Origin of the sequence: Acidiphilium sp. 34-64-41 (assembly GCF_002282635.1) — a bacterium.
Classification (GTDB): domain Bacteria; phylum Pseudomonadota; class Alphaproteobacteria; order Acetobacterales; family Acetobacteraceae; genus Acidiphilium; species Acidiphilium rubrum.
In genome coordinates, this window is the sequence record NZ_NCJX01000106.1 from 7,608 (window position 1) to 23,345 (window position 15,738).

Genomic DNA, 15,738 nt, shown 5'->3' on the forward strand with positions numbered 1-15,738 from the left:
GACGGAACCACCGAGGCAGCGCCCTCCCCTTGCCTAAAACTAGCGGGTTCTAAGGGCTAAGCCCTTAGTGGGGGTCGAGGGGGCAAAGCCCCCCGCCTTTCTACCCAAGGCCGACCCACTATCGGGTGAGGCTGGCGGCGTCGATGGCCTTGAGGTAGGCGGCCCAGCGGTAGTCGTATTCACGGCCCAGCCTATGCAGGTAATCCCATGAATAGATGCCGGTGTTGTGGCCATCATCGAAGGTGATGCGGATGGCGTAGTGTCCGTTGGGTTCGAGGCTGGTGATCCCGACGGCGCGTTTACCGGCGACCAGTTGGCGCTGTTCGGGGCTATGGCCTTGCACTTCGGCGCTGGGGCTTTCGATCCGCAGGTATTCGGCCGGCAGGGCGCAGTGTGTGCCGTCGGAAAAGCTGATCTCCAGCACGCGTTCGGCGCGTTTCAGTCTGATTTCGGTGGGTTGCGGCGCGGTCACGCGTCGAGCTTGCGGGCTTCGTCGATCAGCATGATCGGAATGCCGTCGCGGATCGGAAACGCCAATCCTGCCCGTTCGCTGATCAATTCGCTATTGGCGCGATCATAGACGAGCGGTCCCTTGGTCAGCGGGCAGACCAGCACTTCGAGCAGTTTCGGGTCGATCGGCGCCGGATCGGTCATGGCGCTGGTCCTTCGCGATAAGGAAAGTGGCGCACCCGAAGAGACTCGAACTCCTAACCCCCAGATTCGTAGTCTGGTGCTCTATCCAGTTGAGCTACGGGTGCACTGATCGGCGTGGATTAGCCGAAGGCGCTCAGGATCGCAAGGGCGGCAAGCCGGCGACCGCATTTTTGAAAAAAACCGCCGGAAAACCCAACCGCCCCGGCCGTTTCACCGGTGCGGGCTCACCGGGTCGAACATATGCTGCAAGCTCGACAAGCCGCTTGCGCGCATCAGCCCAATGGCACCGGCATCCCCTGCCAGATGCTTGAGCAGGCATTGCTGGAACAGGCCATCGAAAATCGCATAGGCCAATGCGGCCGGCACGGTCAGCGGCGTGCCCTGCAGCGCCGCAAGCCGCGTCATCACCCGCCAGATCATCGCTTCGAGCGTCCGATCGATCGCCAGCACATCCGCCCGGAACGCGGGCTCGAACAGCGCCTGCGAGCGCAGGTCATACCAGAGCCGATGCAGATGCGCCTCCTCGCGAACGGTGGCGCACAAACTGTCCAGAAACCCGTCCGCCAGTTCATCGTAGCTCATCGCCTGCTCGATCACCGCATCGTAGCGGGTCACGCAGCGCGATTTGTAAAGCTTCACGCAGCAGGTGATCAGATCGACCTTGTCGTTGAAATAGTAATGCAGCACCCCGTGCGAAAATTCGGAGTTCTGGGCAATTTCGCGCAGGCTGGTGCGCGCATAGCCAAGCTGCGCCAGCGTCACCAACGCAGCGTCGGCAAGCTCCATCCGCCGCTCGGAGAATTTTTCGACCCGTTTACGCGAGATCCGATCGACCGATCTTACCGACTCTGACTGCATTGCGGTCCCGATGGTTCGTTACGCCGTGCACTGTGAACCGCATCGCCGTTGCTATTCAACAACTATCGCGCGAGTCCAAATATATTTCAGGTAGCATTTGTGGCGGCGCCTGAGCCGGCAGGCCATCCGGAGCAGGAATGGTGGGCGCACAAGGATTCGAACCTTGGGCCCGCTGATTAAGAGTCAGCTGCTCTACCAACTGAGCTATGCGCCCATTCCTGCCCGCCGAAGCCATTGCAGCGCCGGACCCGCGCCTTCTAGCAACACCGTCACCATCTGTGAAGACCCGGCCCGGCCACCACTTGATCATTCCGGTTTTATGGCGAATTAGGACACGTCCAGGGTGCAATCGCGCCGCCCCATTTTTTATGAAGCAGGATCAGCCATGCCATCATCGTCACGGTCTGGGTCGAGATTGCCGGTGTGGATTGCCGCCGGTGTATTCACGGTGGCTGCCCTCGCGGTAGGGGCGGGCATGGCGTTGGGCGATATCGGCCAGGCCTATCTGCCCACCTCCGAAGTCAGCCCGCCCGGCGCCTTTGCCGCCATGCCGAAACCCAACACCACCGGCATGAGCCCGCAGCAGGTCGCCGTCGTGCAACGCGGCGAATACCTCACCACCGCGGCCGATTGCATGCCCTGCCACGAAGCCCCCGGCGCCAAGCCCTTCGCCGGCGGCCTCTCCTTCGTCACGCCGTTCGGCACGATGTATTCCCCCAACATCACGCCCGACAAAACCAACGGCATCGGCAACTGGACCAACAAGCAATTCTGGAACGCCCTGCATTACGGCATCTCGCCCGGCCACTCGCTGCTGGTGTTCCCGAAATACATCTACCCGGCGATGCCCTACACTTCCTATTCGAAACTCTCGAAGCCGGACGTGCTGGCGATCAAAGCCTATCTCGATGCGATTCCCGCGGTCGATGCCCCGCACGTCCCCAACGCCCTGAATTTCCCCTTCAACATCCGCGCCGTCCTGCTCGGCTGGCGCATCCTGTTCTTCGGCGCCCACCCGATCCATTACCAGAAATCCTGGAGCCCGGCGGTCCGCAACGGCGCCTATATCGCCGAAGCGCTCGGCCACTGCACCGAATGCCACTCGCCGCGCAACCTGCTGTTCGCGATCAAATCGGGCGACACGCTGGCCGGCGCGCAGATCCTCGGCGAACCCTGGTACGCACCCAACATCTCCTCCTCCAGGCAATACGGCGTCGGTGCCTGGAACCGGGCCGATCTGGTCTCCTATCTGCACGAGGGCGGCAACATGGTGAACGGCTCGGCGTTCGGCCCGATGAAATCGGTGGTCGACTACAGCCTGAGCCAGCTCCCCGTCTCCGACATCAACGACCTCGCGGCCTATCTGCAAACCGCCACCAAGCCGCGCACCAACCCCGTCAAACCCATGACGATCCCCGCCACCGAACTCGCCGAAGGCCACGCGCTCTACACCACCAACTGCGCCGCCTGCCACCAGGCCGATGGCAAGGGCATCGCCCAGGTGTTCCCGAACCTCGCCGGCAACCAGGCCGTCACCGGCGGCCCGGCCGACAACACCATCGGCATCGTGCTCGGCGGCATGATCCCCTGGCACGCCAACGGCCCCGTCATGCCCGCCTTCGGCTCGATCCTGTCCGATCATCAGATCGCCGCGGTCACCAACTACGTCCGCACCGCCTGGGGCAACCACGGCGTGCCGAATGCCACCGCCGCCAGCGTCTTCGCCTTCCGCAAATCCGCCCCACCCCATAAAATCGCCTTGGCCGACGCCGACTATCTCGACCTGCCGCCGATCGCCTCCGCCGCCGCCCGCAAACTCGGCTGCCCCCTCCTGACCGACAGCCTGATCGGCCCCGGCGCCGGTGAAATGCAGATCATGGCCGGCGCCACGCCCGATACCCTGGCCAACCGCACATCCATGCTGATGGCCGCCGTCAAGAAAGCCAACCCCGGCATCACCAAGGACCAGATGTCGCAATATCTGCTCACCGCCTATTGCCCGGTCGTCGCCACCCAATCCGGCATGTCCCTGTCGGATAAAAAATCCGCCCTGAAACGCTTCATGGATCAGGCGCAGGCCATGGCAGCACCGGCCACGGCAGCACCGGCCAAACAAGGCAGCTGAGCCGCGCGGTGCCGCTGACCATCGAAACCCTGCGCGGTGCGGCCATCCTGCCGCACCTCGCAGCCCTCGCCGACCTGCGCATGACCGTGTTCCGCGCCTGGCCCTACCTGTATGAGGGCGATGCCGCCTACGAACGCCACTACGTCGCCACCTACGCGGCAAGCCGGCACGCCGCCATCATCATCGCCCGCGATGCTCAAACCATCGTCGGCGCCTCCACCTGCCTGCCCCTGACCGACGAAGCCGAATCCCTGCAAACCCCCTTCCGCGCCGCCGGCCTCGACCCCGCCGCGATCTGCTATTTCGGCGAATCCGTCCTGCTCGAACCCTATCGCGGCCAGGGTGCCGGCGTCGCCTTCTTCACCGCGCGCGAAGCCCACGCACGCGCCATCCACGGCGTCACCCACGCCGCCTTCTGCGCCGTCATCCGCAACCCGGCCGACCCCCGCCGCCCGCCTCGCACCACCCCGCTCGACGATTTCTGGCGCCATCGCGGCTTCACCCCCCACCCGGGCCTGATCTGCACCATGCGCTGGCGTGAAATCGGCACCGAGGCCGAAATCGAAAACCATCTGCAAGCCTGGCTGAAACCGCTATAACCCTGCCATCATGCACATCGCCCTCTCGCCCTTCCCGATCCTCCGCCCCACCAGCCTCGATGATTTCGCCGCCCGGATCGAAACCCTCCTCCGCGCCGCCAAAGCCGGCCAGGCCGACGCCCTGGTCCTGCCCGAATACGCCAGCATGGCCCTCGCCGGCGCCTTCGTCGCGTCACCCGATGTCACCGCCGAACTCGCCGCCGTGGTCGAGCACGCCGATGCCCTGATCGCCGCCTGCCGCACCCTCGCCCGCACCCACGGCATCATGCTGCTCCCCGGCACCGTCCCGATGCGCGGGCCGGACGGCCGCATCCGCAACCGCGCTCCCCTGATCGACGGTGCCGGCCGCATCGCCTTTCAGGACAAACGCGTCATGACCCGCTTCGAAGCCGAACGCTGGGGCATCACCCCGGGCGGCCCGCCCCGCGTCTTCGAAACCGATTTCGGCCGCATCGGCATCGCCATCTGCTACGATTCCGAATTCCCCCTGCTGATCCGCGCCCAAACCCTCGCCGGCGCCGACATCATCCTGATCCCCACCTGCACCGATACGCTGCACGGCTTCAACCGCGTCCGCCTCTCCGCCCGCGCCCGCGCGCTCGAAAACCAGTGCTTCACCGCCCTCGCCCCCACCACCGGCATCGCCCCCTGGTCCGCCACGCTCGATGAAAACCGCGGCTACGCCTGCGCCTTCGGCCCGGTCGATCGCGGCTTCCCCGACGATGGCCTGATCGCCCGCGGCCCCCTCGACGCGCCCGACCTCCTATACGTCAACCTCGACCCCGCCGCCCTCGCCGCCACCCGCGCCGACCCCGCCGTCCGCAACCACACGGACTGGCCCGATAACCCCGCCCCCGCCAGCGTGGTCGCCCTCGCGTGACCCTGGTCTACCTGATCGCCGGCGAAGCCAGCGGCGATGTCCTCGGCGCCCGCCTGATCGAAGCCCTCCGCCGCCGCCGCCCCGACCTCACCTACACCGGCATCGGCGGCGCCCGCATGGCCGAACAAGGCCTCACCACCCTGTTCCCGATGCAGGATCTCGCCGTCATGGGAATCGCCGAAATCCTCCCCCGCGTCATCAAACTCCGCAACCGCCTACACCAGACCATCACGGACATCACCACCCGCCGCCCCGCCCTGGTCATCACCATCGACAGCCCCGGCTTCACCCTGCGCGTCCTCCGCGCCATCGCCCCGCTCGGCCTCAAACGCGTCCACTACGTGGCCCCCCAGGTCTGGGCCTGGCGGCCCGGCCGCGTCCGCCACTTCCCCGGCCTGTGGGACCGCCTGCTCTGCCTGCTGCCGTTCGAACCCGATTTCTTCGCCCCGCACGGCCTCAACCCCGTCTTCGTCGGCCACCCCGTCCTGCAATCCGGCGCCGATCAAGGCAACGCCATCCGCTTTCGCGCCCAATTCGGCCTCGATGGCGGCGCCCAACCCCTCATCCTGATGCCCGGCAGCCGCCGCACCGAAACCGCCCGCCTGATGCCCGTCTTCCGCGAAACCATCGCCCGCCTCGCGCCACACCACCGCGCCCTCGTCCCGGTCCTCGCCGCCGCCCCCGCCATCGCCCCCGAACTCGCAGCCCAGGCCGCAAGCTGGCCGACCCGCCCGATCATCGTGACCGACCCCGCCACCCGCTACGACGCCTTCGCCGCCGCCGCCGCCGCGCTGACCAAATCCGGCACCTCAACCCTCGAACTCGCCCTCGCCGGCGTCCCCATGGCGGTCACCTACCGCGTCAACCCGCTCAGCGCCGCCCTCGCCCGCCGCCTGATCACCGTCCCCCACGTCGCCATGATCAACCTGCTCGCCAACCACGCCCTCGTCCCCGAACGCCTCCAGTCCGACTGCGCCCCCACCCAACTCGCCACCACCATCGAGGACATCCTCACCAACCCCGCCATCGCCGCCACCCAACGCACCGGCTTCACCCAAGCCCTGTCCCGCCTCAAAGCCCCCAACGGCCTCCCCCCCAACGAAGCCGCCGCCACCGCCGTCCTCGAAGTCCTCGAGCAGTAATCGACCGGGCGCGGCAGCGGTTAGCAAGTAAGGCAAGGCAAGCACTTTTTTTTACAAAAAAAGAAGCAAAAAAACTCTCTGACCCTTCAGTAAAGATCGATGGGTACCCCTTGATACCCACCAATCCCGCCACGCCACCGTCAGGCATCGATTCACCCATCAGCATCATACCGCCGTCACGGTCCCGGATGTCCGCGGCATGGACGATGGCGCAGAGCGGCAGACCGTGCGTGTCTACCGGCACATGTCGCTTCTTGCCTTCGATCGTCTTGCCCGCATCGATTCCCGACGGGTCGATGCGGCGCCGCCTTTTTCGCCGCTGTTGACGCTCTGGCGCTCATCCGCCCCACGCGCGCCGCCGCATTGACGCCACGCGCACCGGGTCGCATGGATTGGGCGTTTGTGGAGGGGTGATGGTATGGCGGCGCGTGAGCGGGTTTCGGGCCAGCGGATCGGCATGATGTTGACGGCGTTTCTGATGGTTGCGTTGATCGGGGTGTTTGCGACGTATGCGGCGCCGATTCCGGGGGTGCGCGGTGTGATTGTCGAGGCGGCGATCGCGCAGGCGGCGGCTTCGGGCGATGCGGGGGCGATGCGGGCGGCGTTGGTGGCGACCAAGCCGTTGCTGGGCGTCAGCGGTCAGCGGGTGCTGGCGGGTCTGGCGCCGGACCGTGCCGGCATGGCGCGGGCGGCTGGGCTGTTGCGGGTTGATGCGCAGGCGGCGAGTGTGTTGGTATCGTATCGGTTGCGATTGATGGTGATCGTGATCGGTATTCTGGCGGCGTTGTTCGGCATTGCGTTTCTGGGCATTCGCGACAGCCAGCCGACGGGGACGATCATGCAGGTGAACAAATCATGAGCCGAATTGCGTATGTGAACGGGCGGTATGTGCCGCACACCGAGGCTGCGGTGAGCATCGAGGATCGCGGCTATCAGTTCGGCGACGGGATTTACGAGGTCATTCATATCCATGAGGGCCGGTTCGTCGATACTGAGCTGCATTTGAGCCGCCTCGCGCGGTCGTTGCGCGAGGTTTCGATTGCGCCGCCGATGAACGATGCCGCCTTGCTGGTGGTCTTGCGTGAGGTGGTGCGCCGCAACCGGGTGAACGAGGGCATCGTCTATATGCAGATCACGCGCGGCGTCGCCCGGCGGGATCATGCGTTTCCCAAGGGTATCGCGCCGGCGCTGGTGGTCACTGCCCGGCACGGCGCGGCGTTTCCGCGCGATATCAAGGCCTGGGCGGGCACGGCGATCACGGTGCCGGACATTCGCTGGGGCCGGTGTGACATCAAGACGGTCAATCTGCTGCCTAATTGCCTGGCCAAGCAAAAGGCGCGCGAGGCCGGGACCTATGAGGCGATTCTGATCGACGGTTCGGGCGGCGTGACCGAGGGATCATCGACCACGGTCTGGGCGGTGGATGCGAACGGCGTGCTGCGGACCCGGCATCTCGACGATCATATCCTGCCGGGCTGCACCCGGGCAGCGTTGTCGGCGCTGCTGGCGGACAATGCGATCGCGTTCGAGGAGCGCGGCCTGACCGAGGCGGAGTTTCGCGCCGCGCGCGAGGTGTTCCTGACCAGCGCCACATCATACGTCAAACCCATTGTGCGGGTCGATGGCGTGGCGGTGGGCGATGGCGCGCCGGGGCCGATCACCACGCGGTTGTTCGACCTGTTCGCCCGCCATGCGGATGGGGCCGCGCATAATCATGCCCCCCGCCTTGCATCCGCCGCAGGAATCGGATGAAACGCCCCCATGACCGATCATGAAGCCCAAACCAAGCCGCATTACCGCCGCGTCCTGCTGAAAATCTCGGGCGAGGCCCTGATGGGCAAGCGCGATTACGGGCTCGACACCGAAACCGTCGCGGCGATCGCGCAGGACGTGGCCGATGTGGTGGCCACCCGCGCGGAGGTTTGCCTCGTGATCGGCGGCGGCAATATTTTTCGCGGCATTTCCGGCGCCGCCGGCGGCATGGACCGCGCCCAGGCCGACTATATCGGCATGCTCGCCACCGTGATGAACGCGCTGGCCATGCAATCGGCCCTCGAAAAATGCGGCGTGCCGACGCGGGTGCAATCGGCCATCCCGATGGCCGCTGTGTGCGAACCCTATATCCGCCGCCGTGCCGAGCGGCACATGGAAAAGGGCCGGGTGGTGATTTTCGCGGCCGGCACCGGCAACCCGTTTTTTACCACCGATACCGCGGCAGCCCTGCGTGCCACCGAAATGAAATGCGACGCGCTGTTGAAGGGCACCCAGGTCGATGGGGTCTATTCCGCCGATCCGCGCAAGGTGGCGGATGCCGAGCGTTATCAGGAACTATCCTATCTCGAGGTTCTGTCGCGCGATCTGACGGTGATGGATGCCGCCGCGATCAGTATTGCACGTGAGAACGATCTGCCGATCATCGTCTTCAACATCCGCGCGCCGGGCGCCTTTGCCGCGGTGATGCGCGGCGAGGGTAAATTCACCCGTATCGTGGAACAGCACTAGGATGGCCGCCATGCCCACCGATCTTGAGAGTATTTCCGCCGATCTGTCACGCCGGATGGATGGCGCGATGGACACGCTGAAACGCGATTTCTCCGGCCTGCGCACCGGGCGCGCCAATCCGGCGTTGCTCGAACCGGTCAAGGTCGAGGCCTATGGCACGATGATGGATCGCTCGATGGTGAACGCAACCGTCGCCGCGATCCGCGACTGCGGGCTCGGCCTCAATCCGCAGCCGGATGGGCAGATGATCCGGGTGCCGCTGCCGATCCTGACCGAGGAGCGCCGCAACGAGCTTGCCAAGGCGGCCGGCAAATATGCCGAAGGTGCCCGCATTGCGGTGCGCGGCGTGCGGCGCGACGGCATGGAGACCATCAAAAATTTGGAAAAAAAGAGCGAGATCGGCGAGGACCAGATGCGCGACTGGTCGGACGCGGTGCAGAAGCTGACCGATGCGATGATCAAGCGGATCGATGAATTGTTGGTTGAAAAAGACAAGGATATCCGTCAGGTCTGACGACACCGATGACCAGCCAGAACCCGCCGCTCACCCCGCGCCACATCGCCATCATCATGGATGGCAATGGTCGCTGGGCCGCGCGCCGGGGCTTGCCGCGCGCCGCCGGCCATCGTGAGGGGGTGCGCGCCGTGCGCCGCACCATCGAGGCGGCGATCGAGCATAATGTGCGCTGGCTGACGCTGTTTGCGTTCTCATCGGAAAACTGGCGCCGTCCGGCCGAGGAAGTCACCGACCTCACGTTTCTGCTGCGGCACTATCTGCGCTCCGAACTCAACGAACTGGCCGAGGCCGGGGTGCGGTTGCGGGTGATCGGCGAGCGGGATCGGTTCGGCCCCGCGCTCGAGGCCGAACTCGCCGCCGCCGAAACCCGTACCCAAGGCAATGAGCGCCTGAACCTGGTGATCGCGCTGTCCTATGGCGCGCGGGCCGAAATCGTGGCCGCCGCGCGGCGGATCGCGCGTGAGGCCAAGGCCGGCACGCTTGATCCGGCCTTGCTCGATGAGGATAATTTCACCGCGCATCTCGCGACGGCGGGCATGCCGGACCCCGATCTGGTGATCCGCACCAGCGGTGAGCAGCGGTTATCGAATTTCCTGCTCTGGCAGGCCGCCTATGCCGAACTGATTTTCGATGACGCGCTGTGGCCTGATTTCGGTGCCGCCAATCTCGCCAGCGCGATTGCGGAATATGCGCGCCGCGAACGCCGGTTCGGTGCTCGCCCCGCCATGCCCGCCCCGGTGAAATGAGCACGCAACTGGCCCCCCCGAAAACCCGCAGGGCCCGGTTTCAGGATCTTGGCATACGCACCGCCTCGGCCGCCGTGCTCATTCCGGTCGCCCTGCTCGGGCTCATTCTGGGCGGGTTCGTCTGGGATGCGCTGATCGCGGTGTTCTTCATCGGCCTGTTGCGCGAGTGGCGCGCCCTGAGCCATTTCGAGGCGCCGCGCACGCGCAACCGGTTTCTGCTGGCTGGCCTCGCCTATGCCGCGCTGCCCGGTCTTGCCCTGCTCTGGCTGCGCAACCGGCCGGATGTCGGGCTCGATGACGTGCTGTTCCTGCTGCTGGTGGTCTGGATGACCGATATCGGCGCCTATATCGTCGGGCGTCTGGTCGGTGGCCGCAAGCTGGCGCCGGCGATTTCGCCGGGCAAGACGGTCAGCGGCGCGATCGGCGGTTTGCTGATCGGCATGCTCGCCGGCATGATTTTCGCCGGCGGCCCGCTCGGCCTGTTGCCGGCGGCGGCCATTTCGCTGGTGTCGCAGGTTGGTGACCTCGGTGAGAGCGCGCTGAAGCGCCGCCTCGACGTCAAGGATTCCGGCAACACGATTCCGGGCCATGGCGGCCTGTTCGACCGGCTCGACGGCGTTCTGGCCGCCGCCCCGCTCGCCGCCCTGCTCGCTCTGCTCGCCCAAGGAGGACTTCCGCTATGGCGGTGAAAACCATTTCGATCCTCGGTTCCACCGGCAGCGTCGGCACCCAGACGATCGATCTGTTGCTGGAAACGCCGGATGCCTACCGGGTCAACGCGCTGATCGCGGGCAGCAACGCCATGCTGCTGGCCGAGCAGGCCCGCGCGCTGCGCCCGGATGTTGCGGTCATCGCCAATGAATCCGCGTTCCCTGCGCTGCGTGATGCGCTGTCCGGCACCAATATCCGCATCGCCGCCGGGCGGGATGCGGTGATCGGCGCGGCGGCGCAGGCGAGCGACTGGACCATGGCCGCGATCACCGGCACCGCCGGACTGGAACCGACGCTGGCAGCGACCGCCAATGGCCGCGCCATCGCGCTCGCCAACAAGGAGGCGTTGGTGTCCGCCGGCGATGTGTTTCTGCGGGCGATCGCGGATGCCGGGGCGATGCTGCTGCCGGTCGATTCCGAACATAACGCGATTTTTCAGTCCCTGGCCGATGGCAACCGCCATGTGCTCGAAAAAATCATCCTCACGGCATCCGGCGGTCCGTTCCGCGAGGCCTCGCTGGCCGAGATGCGCGAGGCAACGCCCGAACGCGCGCTGAAACATCCGGTCTGGTCGATGGGCGCGAAAATCAGCATCGATTCCGCGACCTTGTTCAACAAGGGGCTCGAAGTGATCGAGGCGGCGCGGATTTTCGATCTGACGGCAGAGGAAATCGAGGTGCTGATCCACCCGCAATCGGTGATCCACGGCATGGTCTGCTACCGCGATGGCTCGGTGCTCGCGCAGATGGGCGCGCCGGACATGCGGATTCCGATTGCGCATACGCTCGCCTGGCCCGCGCGGATTGCGACGACATCGCCCCGGCTCGACCTTGCCGCGGTGGCGCGGCTCGATTTTGCAACACCGGATACCGGCCGCTTCCCCGCGCTGCGCCTTGCGCGCGAGGCGTTGCAGGCCGGGCAGGGGGCATCGACCGTGCTGAACGCGGCCAATGAAATCGCGGTGGCGGCGTTTCTGGCCAAGCGGATCGGCTTTCTCGACATCGCCGCCATCGTGGAGGCTGTGATGCAGCGGCTCGGCGCGCCGCCGATCGCGGACCTTGCGGCGGTGCTGGCGCTCGATGCCGAAGCGCGCGCCATCACGGAATCGGAACTTGGGGTGAAAAGAGCCTCCCGCGCGGCCTGAACATCCTATATAGCGGAGGCATGATCGACCTCATCCGCTCGCTGGCCGCCTTCATCGTTGTGCTCGGCATTCTCGTCACGGTGCACGAACTTGGGCATTATCTCGTGGCGCGCTGGCGCGGGGTCGCGATCGAGACGTTCTCGCTCGGCTTCGGCCCGGCGCTGCTCTCGCGCACCGACAAGCACGGTACTGTTTGGAAACTCGCCGCCATTCCGCTCGGCGGCTATGTTCGGATGAAGGGCTGGGCCGAGCTGGGCGGCGAGACGACCGGCGAAGGGACGCCCGATAGTTTTCGCACCAAGTCGCTCGCCGCGCGCGCCGCCATTGTGGCGGCCGGGCCGGCGGCGAACATGCTGCTCGCCTTCGTGCTGTTCACTGCCATTTTCGCGACCGCCGGCGCGCCGACCGTGATGCCGGTGGTCAGCCAGGTGATGCCCAACACGCCGGCCGCCGCCATCGGCATCGCCAAGGGCGATCGCATCACCAGCATCGATGGCCAGAAGGTGAAGAGTTTCGAGGATATCGAAAAACTGATCAGCACCCGCCCGGATGATCGCATCGCGATCACCTATACCCATGACGGGATCGCGAAGGGGGCGAACCTGACCACCGCGTCGCACATGGTCGATGGCCAGCGGCTTGGTGAACTCGGCATCATGGGCGCTGACGTCAAACTCCGCCGGCTCGCGCCGCCGGCGGCGATCCGCGCCGGGGCGATCGAAACCTATGCCGCGGCCGCTGCGACGCTCGATGGGTTGTGGAACCTGGTCGCTTGGGCTGGCCGATTTCGCCTCGTTCATCGCGCTGCTCTCGGTCAATCTTGGGCTGATCAATCTGGTGCCGATCCCCATTCTGGATGGCGGGCATTTGCTGTTCTACGCCGCCGAAGGTCTGTATGGCCGCGCGCTGCCGCGCAAGGCGCAGGAAATCGGCTTGCAGATCGGCGCGGCGCTGCTGGCGTCGCTGCTCATATTCGTGACCGTGCACGACCTTGCGCATGTCGGGCTGTTTCACTTCGTCTCGCATCTGTTGGGGTAGCGGCGGCGCGCTTACGGGGCAGGGCGCAACAATATTCCGTATCCCGCGCGCTGCATGGCTCAGTATTACCGGATCAAGGTTGCCAATCGTCGCGTTTTCCCTCATGCGATCCCCCTGAAACCAGTCACGAACGCCCAAGGGAGTCTCGATATGCGTGTCTATTACGATAGCGATGCCGATGTGAACCTGATCAAATCCAAGAAGGTCGCGATCGTCGGCTATGGGAGCCAGGGCCATGCCCATGCGCTCAACCTCAAGGAATCCGGCTTGAAGGATCTGGCCGTTGCGCTGCGTCCGGGCTCGACCGCGATTGCCAAGGCCGAGGCGGCGGGGCTCAAGGTGATGTCGCCGGACGAGGCGGCGGCCTGGGCCGATGTGGTGATGATTTTGACGCCCGATGAAGGCCAGGGCGATCTCTATCGCGACAGTCTTGCCAAGAACCTCAAGCCGGGTGCGGCGATTGCGTTCGCGCACGGGCTGAACATTCATTTCAACCTGATCGAACCGCGCGCCGATATCGATGTATTCATGATTGCGCCGAAGGGCCCGGGTCATACCGTGCGGTCGGAATATCTGCGGGGCGGTGGCGTGCCCTGCCTGGTGGCGGTGGCGCAGGACCCGTCCGGCAATGCGCTCGACATCGCGCTGTCCTATGCCAGCGCGATCGGCGGCGGGCGGGCCGGGATCATCGAGACCAGTTTCCGCGAGGAATGCGAGACCGATCTGTTCGGCGAGCAGGCGGTGCTGTGCGGTGGGCTGGTCGAGCTGATCAAGGCCGGGTTCGAGACGCTGACCGAGGCGGGGTATGCGCAGGGCGGCATTGCCAACATGAACTACTCGATCAGCAACACCGCCGAGTATGGCGAATATGTCACCGGCCCGCGCATGGTGACCGCCGAGACCAAGGCGGAGATGAAGCGCGTGCTCGATGATATCCAGAAGGGCCGCTTCACCCGCGACTGGATGCTGGAGAACCGGGTCAATCAGACCAATTTCAAGGCGATGCGCCGTGCCAATGCGGCTCACCCGATCGAGCAGGTCGGTGAGAAATTGCGCGCGATGATGCCGTGGATCAAGCAGGGCGCGCTGGTCGACAAGGCCAAGAACTGAGCCGTCGGTTGGCTGGCGGCGCCAGAACGGCGTCGCGCTGATAAAAGTTTTTTGGTCCTTTTTTACAAAAAAGGACCGCCTACTTTCTATCGCCAGGGAGGACCACCGATGAAGATCGCCAAGGACGCCACCGAACTGGTCGGCAATACGCCGCTGGTCCGCATCAACCGCCTGGCCGCCGGTCTGCCGGGCAGCATCGTCGCGAAGCTGGAGTTTTTCAATCCGGCCAATTCGGTCAAGGACCGGATCGGCGTTGCGATGATCGAGGCGGCGGAGCGTGAGGGGCTAATCGATCAGGACAGCATCATCGTCGAGCCGACATCGGGCAATACCGGCATTGCGCTGGCCATGGTGTGTGCGGCGAAGGGTTATAAGTGCATCATCACGATGCCGGATTCGGTGAGCAAGGAGCGCCGCGCGGTGTTGCGCGGGTATGGCGCCGAGCTGGTGTTGACGCCGGGGGCGGAGGGGATTTCCGGGTCGATCAAGCGGGCGGAGGCGATCGTGGCGTCCGGACCGCATTACTTCATGCCGCAGCAATTCACCAACCGGGCCAACCCTGCGATCCATAAGCGGACCACCGCGGAGGAGATCTGGCGCGATACCGATGGGACGGCGGATATTCTGATCGCGGGTGTCGGCACCGGGGGTACGATGACGGGGGTGGGCGAGTTCATGAAAGCCCACAAGCCCGGGTTCCGCTGTGTTGCGGTCGAGCCGGATGCCTCGCCGGTGCTTTCGGGTGGCGAAAAAGGCCCGCATGGGATTCAGGGGCTGGGGGCGGGGTTCGTGCCGGAGATTCTGAACACCGAGATTTATGACGAGATCATTCGCGTCACCAACGAGGATGCGATCGGGATGGCCCGGCGTGCGGCGCGCGAAGAGGGGCTGATGGTGGGTATTTCCTCGGGGGCGGCGCTGTGGGCCGCGATCGAGGTGGCGAAGCGGCCGGAGTCGGCCGGTAAATTGATCGTTGCGATCATTGCGTCCTATGGGGAGCGGTATTTGTCGACGCCGCTGTTCGCGGGATTGACCGATTGATCGCCGCACTCGCGCATTTCGTTATCGCGACAATCTCGTCGCTGGGGTACGCCGGGATCGCGGTGCTGATGGCACTCGAATCGGCGTGTATTCCTATTCCGTCCGAGGTGATCTTGCCGTTTGCCGGGTATCTGGTCTCGACCGGGCGGTTCGATCTGTGGCTGGTCGCGATTGTCGGCGCGTTGGGCTGCAACATTGGCTCCACGATTGCCTATGCGTTCGGCTACGCTGGCGGGCGGCCGTTGGTGGAACGGTTCGGGCGGTATATTCTGCTCGATCGGGCGGAACTGACCCGGGTTGAAGGCTTTTTTGCGCGCTATGGGTCGGTCACGGTGCTGGTCAGCCGGATGCTGCCGGTGGTGCGGACCTATATTGCGCTGCCGGCCGGCATGGCGCGGATGAATTTCTGGAAGTTTCAAGCCTATACATTCATCGGGTCGTTGCCCTGGTGCCTGGCACTTGCCTATGTCGGGTTTCGGCTGGGCAAGGCGTGGGAGACCAACCCTCGGCTGCACGCGGTGATGCATGATTTCACGATTGCAACGGTTGCTGTGTTGGCTTGTTTGATCGTGTGGTATGGGGTGCGCGTCTGGCGCGGGCGGGCGCAGCGAGCAGGGTAGGTTTAACCATACCGTGATTTCGCACGCCTAATTCGTTACGATATCGTAACG

Annotated in this window: 18 protein-coding genes, 2 tRNA genes and 2 pseudogenes; 16 read left to right on the forward strand and 6 right to left on the reverse strand. The window is 65.2% G+C overall.

All coding sequences use genetic code 11. The annotated features are described in order from the left end of the window. Positions 1–118: 118 nt before the first annotated feature. The 5 genes from B7X49_RS16445 to B7X49_RS16465 form a co-directional block, all read right to left on the reverse strand. On the reverse strand, positions 119–472 hold the full coding sequence (locus B7X49_RS16445) for a DUF971 domain-containing protein (protein ID WP_286840244.1): 354 nt from the start codon (positions 470–472) through the stop codon (positions 119–121). Next, positions 469–654 carry a Trm112 family protein gene (locus B7X49_RS16450; protein WP_029314210.1) on the reverse strand — a complete coding sequence of 62 codons (186 nt, stop codon included), beginning with the start codon at positions 652–654 and terminating at the stop codon, positions 469–471. The genes B7X49_RS16445 and B7X49_RS16450 overlap by 4 nt, the downstream gene beginning before the upstream one ends. Before the next feature lie 27 nt (positions 655–681). Then, positions 682–758, reverse strand: a tRNA-Arg gene (locus tag B7X49_RS16455). A 106-nt stretch (positions 759–864) separates the two neighbouring features. Beyond that, positions 865–1,440: a TetR/AcrR family transcriptional regulator gene (locus tag B7X49_RS16460; protein WP_286704908.1), complete on the reverse strand. Its 576-nt coding sequence runs from the start codon at positions 1,438–1,440 to the stop codon at positions 865–867. Between the two features lie 210 nt (positions 1,441–1,650). Beyond that, positions 1,651–1,726: transfer RNA gene (locus B7X49_RS16465), tRNA-Lys, on the reverse strand. Between the two features lie 171 nt (positions 1,727–1,897). On the opposite strand from B7X49_RS16465, the gene B7X49_RS16470 reads away from it, so the two are divergent. From B7X49_RS16470 to lpxB, 4 genes are all read left to right on the forward strand, one after another. Beyond that, positions 1,898–3,637 carry a cytochrome c gene (locus B7X49_RS16470; protein WP_286840248.1) on the forward strand — a complete coding sequence of 580 codons (1,740 nt, stop codon included), beginning with the start codon at positions 1,898–1,900 and terminating at the stop codon, positions 3,635–3,637. An 86-nt stretch (positions 3,638–3,723) separates the two neighbouring features. Next, positions 3,724–4,236, forward strand: a complete 513-nt coding sequence (locus B7X49_RS16475) for a GNAT family N-acetyltransferase (RefSeq protein ID WP_286704920.1) — start codon at positions 3,724–3,726, stop codon at positions 4,234–4,236. A 10-nt stretch (positions 4,237–4,246) separates the two neighbouring features. Further along, a complete protein-coding gene (locus B7X49_RS16480) occupies positions 4,247–5,116 on the forward strand; it encodes a carbon-nitrogen hydrolase family protein (RefSeq protein ID WP_286704910.1) in 870 nt (289 codons plus the stop codon). Then, on the forward strand, positions 5,113–6,258 hold the full coding sequence (gene lpxB / locus B7X49_RS16485; RefSeq protein ID WP_286704911.1) for a lipid-A-disaccharide synthase: 1,146 nt from the start codon (positions 5,113–5,115) through the stop codon (positions 6,256–6,258). The genes B7X49_RS16480 and lpxB overlap by 4 nt, the downstream gene beginning before the upstream one ends. Before the next feature lie 157 nt (positions 6,259–6,415). Here lpxB and B7X49_RS16490 read toward each other — a convergent pair. Next, positions 6,416–6,594, reverse strand: a pseudogene (locus tag B7X49_RS16490) (IS5/IS1182 family transposase); the annotation flags it as partial. An 82-nt stretch (positions 6,595–6,676) separates the two neighbouring features. Between B7X49_RS16490 and B7X49_RS16495 the strand changes: the two are divergent. The 12 genes and pseudogenes from B7X49_RS16495 to B7X49_RS16545 all read left to right on the forward strand — a co-directional run bounded on the left by B7X49_RS16495 (position 6,677) and on the right by B7X49_RS16545 (position 15,687). Next, positions 6,677–7,117, forward strand: a complete 441-nt coding sequence (locus B7X49_RS16495) for a hypothetical protein (RefSeq protein ID WP_286704912.1) — start codon at positions 6,677–6,679, stop codon at positions 7,115–7,117. Continuing rightward, positions 7,114–8,010 (forward strand): D-amino-acid transaminase, encoded by an 897-nt coding sequence (locus tag B7X49_RS16500; protein ID WP_286704913.1) that lies wholly within the window; start codon positions 7,114–7,116, stop codon positions 8,008–8,010. Before B7X49_RS16495 ends, B7X49_RS16500 begins: the two co-directional genes overlap by 4 nt. A 9-nt stretch (positions 8,011–8,019) precedes the next feature. Next, complete coding sequence (gene pyrH / locus B7X49_RS16505) at positions 8,020–8,760, forward strand: UMP kinase (protein ID WP_029314050.1); 741 nt, start codon at positions 8,020–8,022, stop codon at positions 8,758–8,760. Positions 8,761–8,770: 10 nt separating this feature from the next. Continuing rightward, complete coding sequence (locus B7X49_RS16510) at positions 8,771–9,274, forward strand: ribosome-recycling factor (protein WP_286840252.1); 504 nt, start codon at positions 8,771–8,773, stop codon at positions 9,272–9,274. Positions 9,275–9,282: 8 nt separating this feature from the next. Continuing rightward, the gene (locus tag B7X49_RS16515; RefSeq protein WP_286704914.1) at positions 9,283–10,023 is read left to right on the forward strand and encodes an isoprenyl transferase; all 741 of its coding nucleotides are present in this window, start codon (positions 9,283–9,285) and stop codon (positions 10,021–10,023) included. Further along, positions 10,020–10,712: a phosphatidate cytidylyltransferase gene (locus B7X49_RS16520; RefSeq protein WP_286704915.1), complete on the forward strand. Its 693-nt coding sequence runs from the start codon at positions 10,020–10,022 to the stop codon at positions 10,710–10,712. The genes B7X49_RS16515 and B7X49_RS16520 overlap by 4 nt, the downstream gene beginning before the upstream one ends. Then, entirely contained in the window at positions 10,703–11,878 is a 1,176-nt protein-coding gene (dxr, locus tag B7X49_RS16525) for a 1-deoxy-D-xylulose-5-phosphate reductoisomerase (protein ID WP_286704916.1), read from the forward strand. Before B7X49_RS16520 ends, dxr begins: the two co-directional genes overlap by 10 nt. A 20-nt stretch (positions 11,879–11,898) precedes the next feature. Continuing rightward, positions 11,899–12,552 (forward strand): annotated as a pseudogene (rseP, locus tag B7X49_RS18870) (RIP metalloprotease RseP); the annotation flags it as partial. A gap of 76 nt (positions 12,553–12,628) precedes the next feature. After that, the gene (locus B7X49_RS18875) at positions 12,629–12,916 is read left to right on the forward strand and encodes a site-2 protease family protein (protein ID WP_353744443.1); all 288 of its coding nucleotides are present in this window, start codon (positions 12,629–12,631) and stop codon (positions 12,914–12,916) included. A 150-nt stretch (positions 12,917–13,066) separates the two neighbouring features. Further along, complete coding sequence (gene ilvC, locus B7X49_RS16535) at positions 13,067–14,026, forward strand: ketol-acid reductoisomerase (protein ID WP_286840257.1); 960 nt, start codon at positions 13,067–13,069, stop codon at positions 14,024–14,026. A 108-nt stretch (positions 14,027–14,134) separates the two neighbouring features. Beyond that, positions 14,135–15,067, forward strand: a complete 933-nt coding sequence (gene cysK / locus B7X49_RS16540) for a cysteine synthase A (RefSeq protein ID WP_029314062.1) — start codon at positions 14,135–14,137, stop codon at positions 15,065–15,067. Next, positions 15,064–15,687 carry a DedA family protein gene (locus tag B7X49_RS16545; protein ID WP_286704918.1) on the forward strand — a complete coding sequence of 208 codons (624 nt, stop codon included), beginning with the start codon at positions 15,064–15,066 and terminating at the stop codon, positions 15,685–15,687. The genes cysK and B7X49_RS16545 overlap by 4 nt, the downstream gene beginning before the upstream one ends. Positions 15,688–15,738: the final 51 nt, after the last annotated feature.

Coding starts and splice junctions, on each gene's coding strand:
- B7X49_RS16480 (WP_286704910.1), top strand. CDS start 4,247: ATGCACATCGCCCTCTCGCCCTTCCCGATCCTCCGCCCCACCAGCCTC.
- dxr (WP_286704916.1), top strand. CDS start 10,703: ATGGCGGTGAAAACCATTTCGATCCTCGGTTCCACCGGCAGCGTCGGC.
- B7X49_RS16520 (WP_286704915.1), top strand. CDS start 10,020: ATGAGCACGCAACTGGCCCCCCCGAAAACCCGCAGGGCCCGGTTTCAG.
- B7X49_RS16510 (WP_286840252.1), top strand. CDS start 8,771: ATGCCCACCGATCTTGAGAGTATTTCCGCCGATCTGTCACGCCGGATG.
- B7X49_RS16495 (WP_286704912.1), top strand. CDS start 6,677: ATGGCGGCGCGTGAGCGGGTTTCGGGCCAGCGGATCGGCATGATGTTG.
- pyrH (WP_029314050.1), top strand. CDS start 8,020: ATGACCGATCATGAAGCCCAAACCAAGCCGCATTACCGCCGCGTCCTG.
- ilvC (WP_286840257.1), top strand. CDS start 13,067: ATGCGTGTCTATTACGATAGCGATGCCGATGTGAACCTGATCAAATCC.
- B7X49_RS18875 (WP_353744443.1), top strand. CDS start 12,629: ATGGGTTGTGGAACCTGGTCGCTTGGGCTGGCCGATTTCGCCTCGTTC.
- B7X49_RS16470 (WP_286840248.1), top strand. CDS start 1,898: ATGCCATCATCGTCACGGTCTGGGTCGAGATTGCCGGTGTGGATTGCC.
- B7X49_RS16460 (WP_286704908.1), bottom strand. CDS start 1,440: ATGGAGCTTGCCGACGCTGCGTTGGTGACGCTGGCGCAGCTTGGCTAT.
- cysK (WP_029314062.1), top strand. CDS start 14,135: ATGAAGATCGCCAAGGACGCCACCGAACTGGTCGGCAATACGCCGCTG.
- B7X49_RS16450 (WP_029314210.1), bottom strand. CDS start 654: ATGACCGATCCGGCGCCGATCGACCCGAAACTGCTCGAAGTGCTGGTC.
- B7X49_RS16515 (WP_286704914.1), top strand. CDS start 9,283: ATGACCAGCCAGAACCCGCCGCTCACCCCGCGCCACATCGCCATCATC.
- B7X49_RS16500 (WP_286704913.1), top strand. CDS start 7,114: ATGAGCCGAATTGCGTATGTGAACGGGCGGTATGTGCCGCACACCGAG.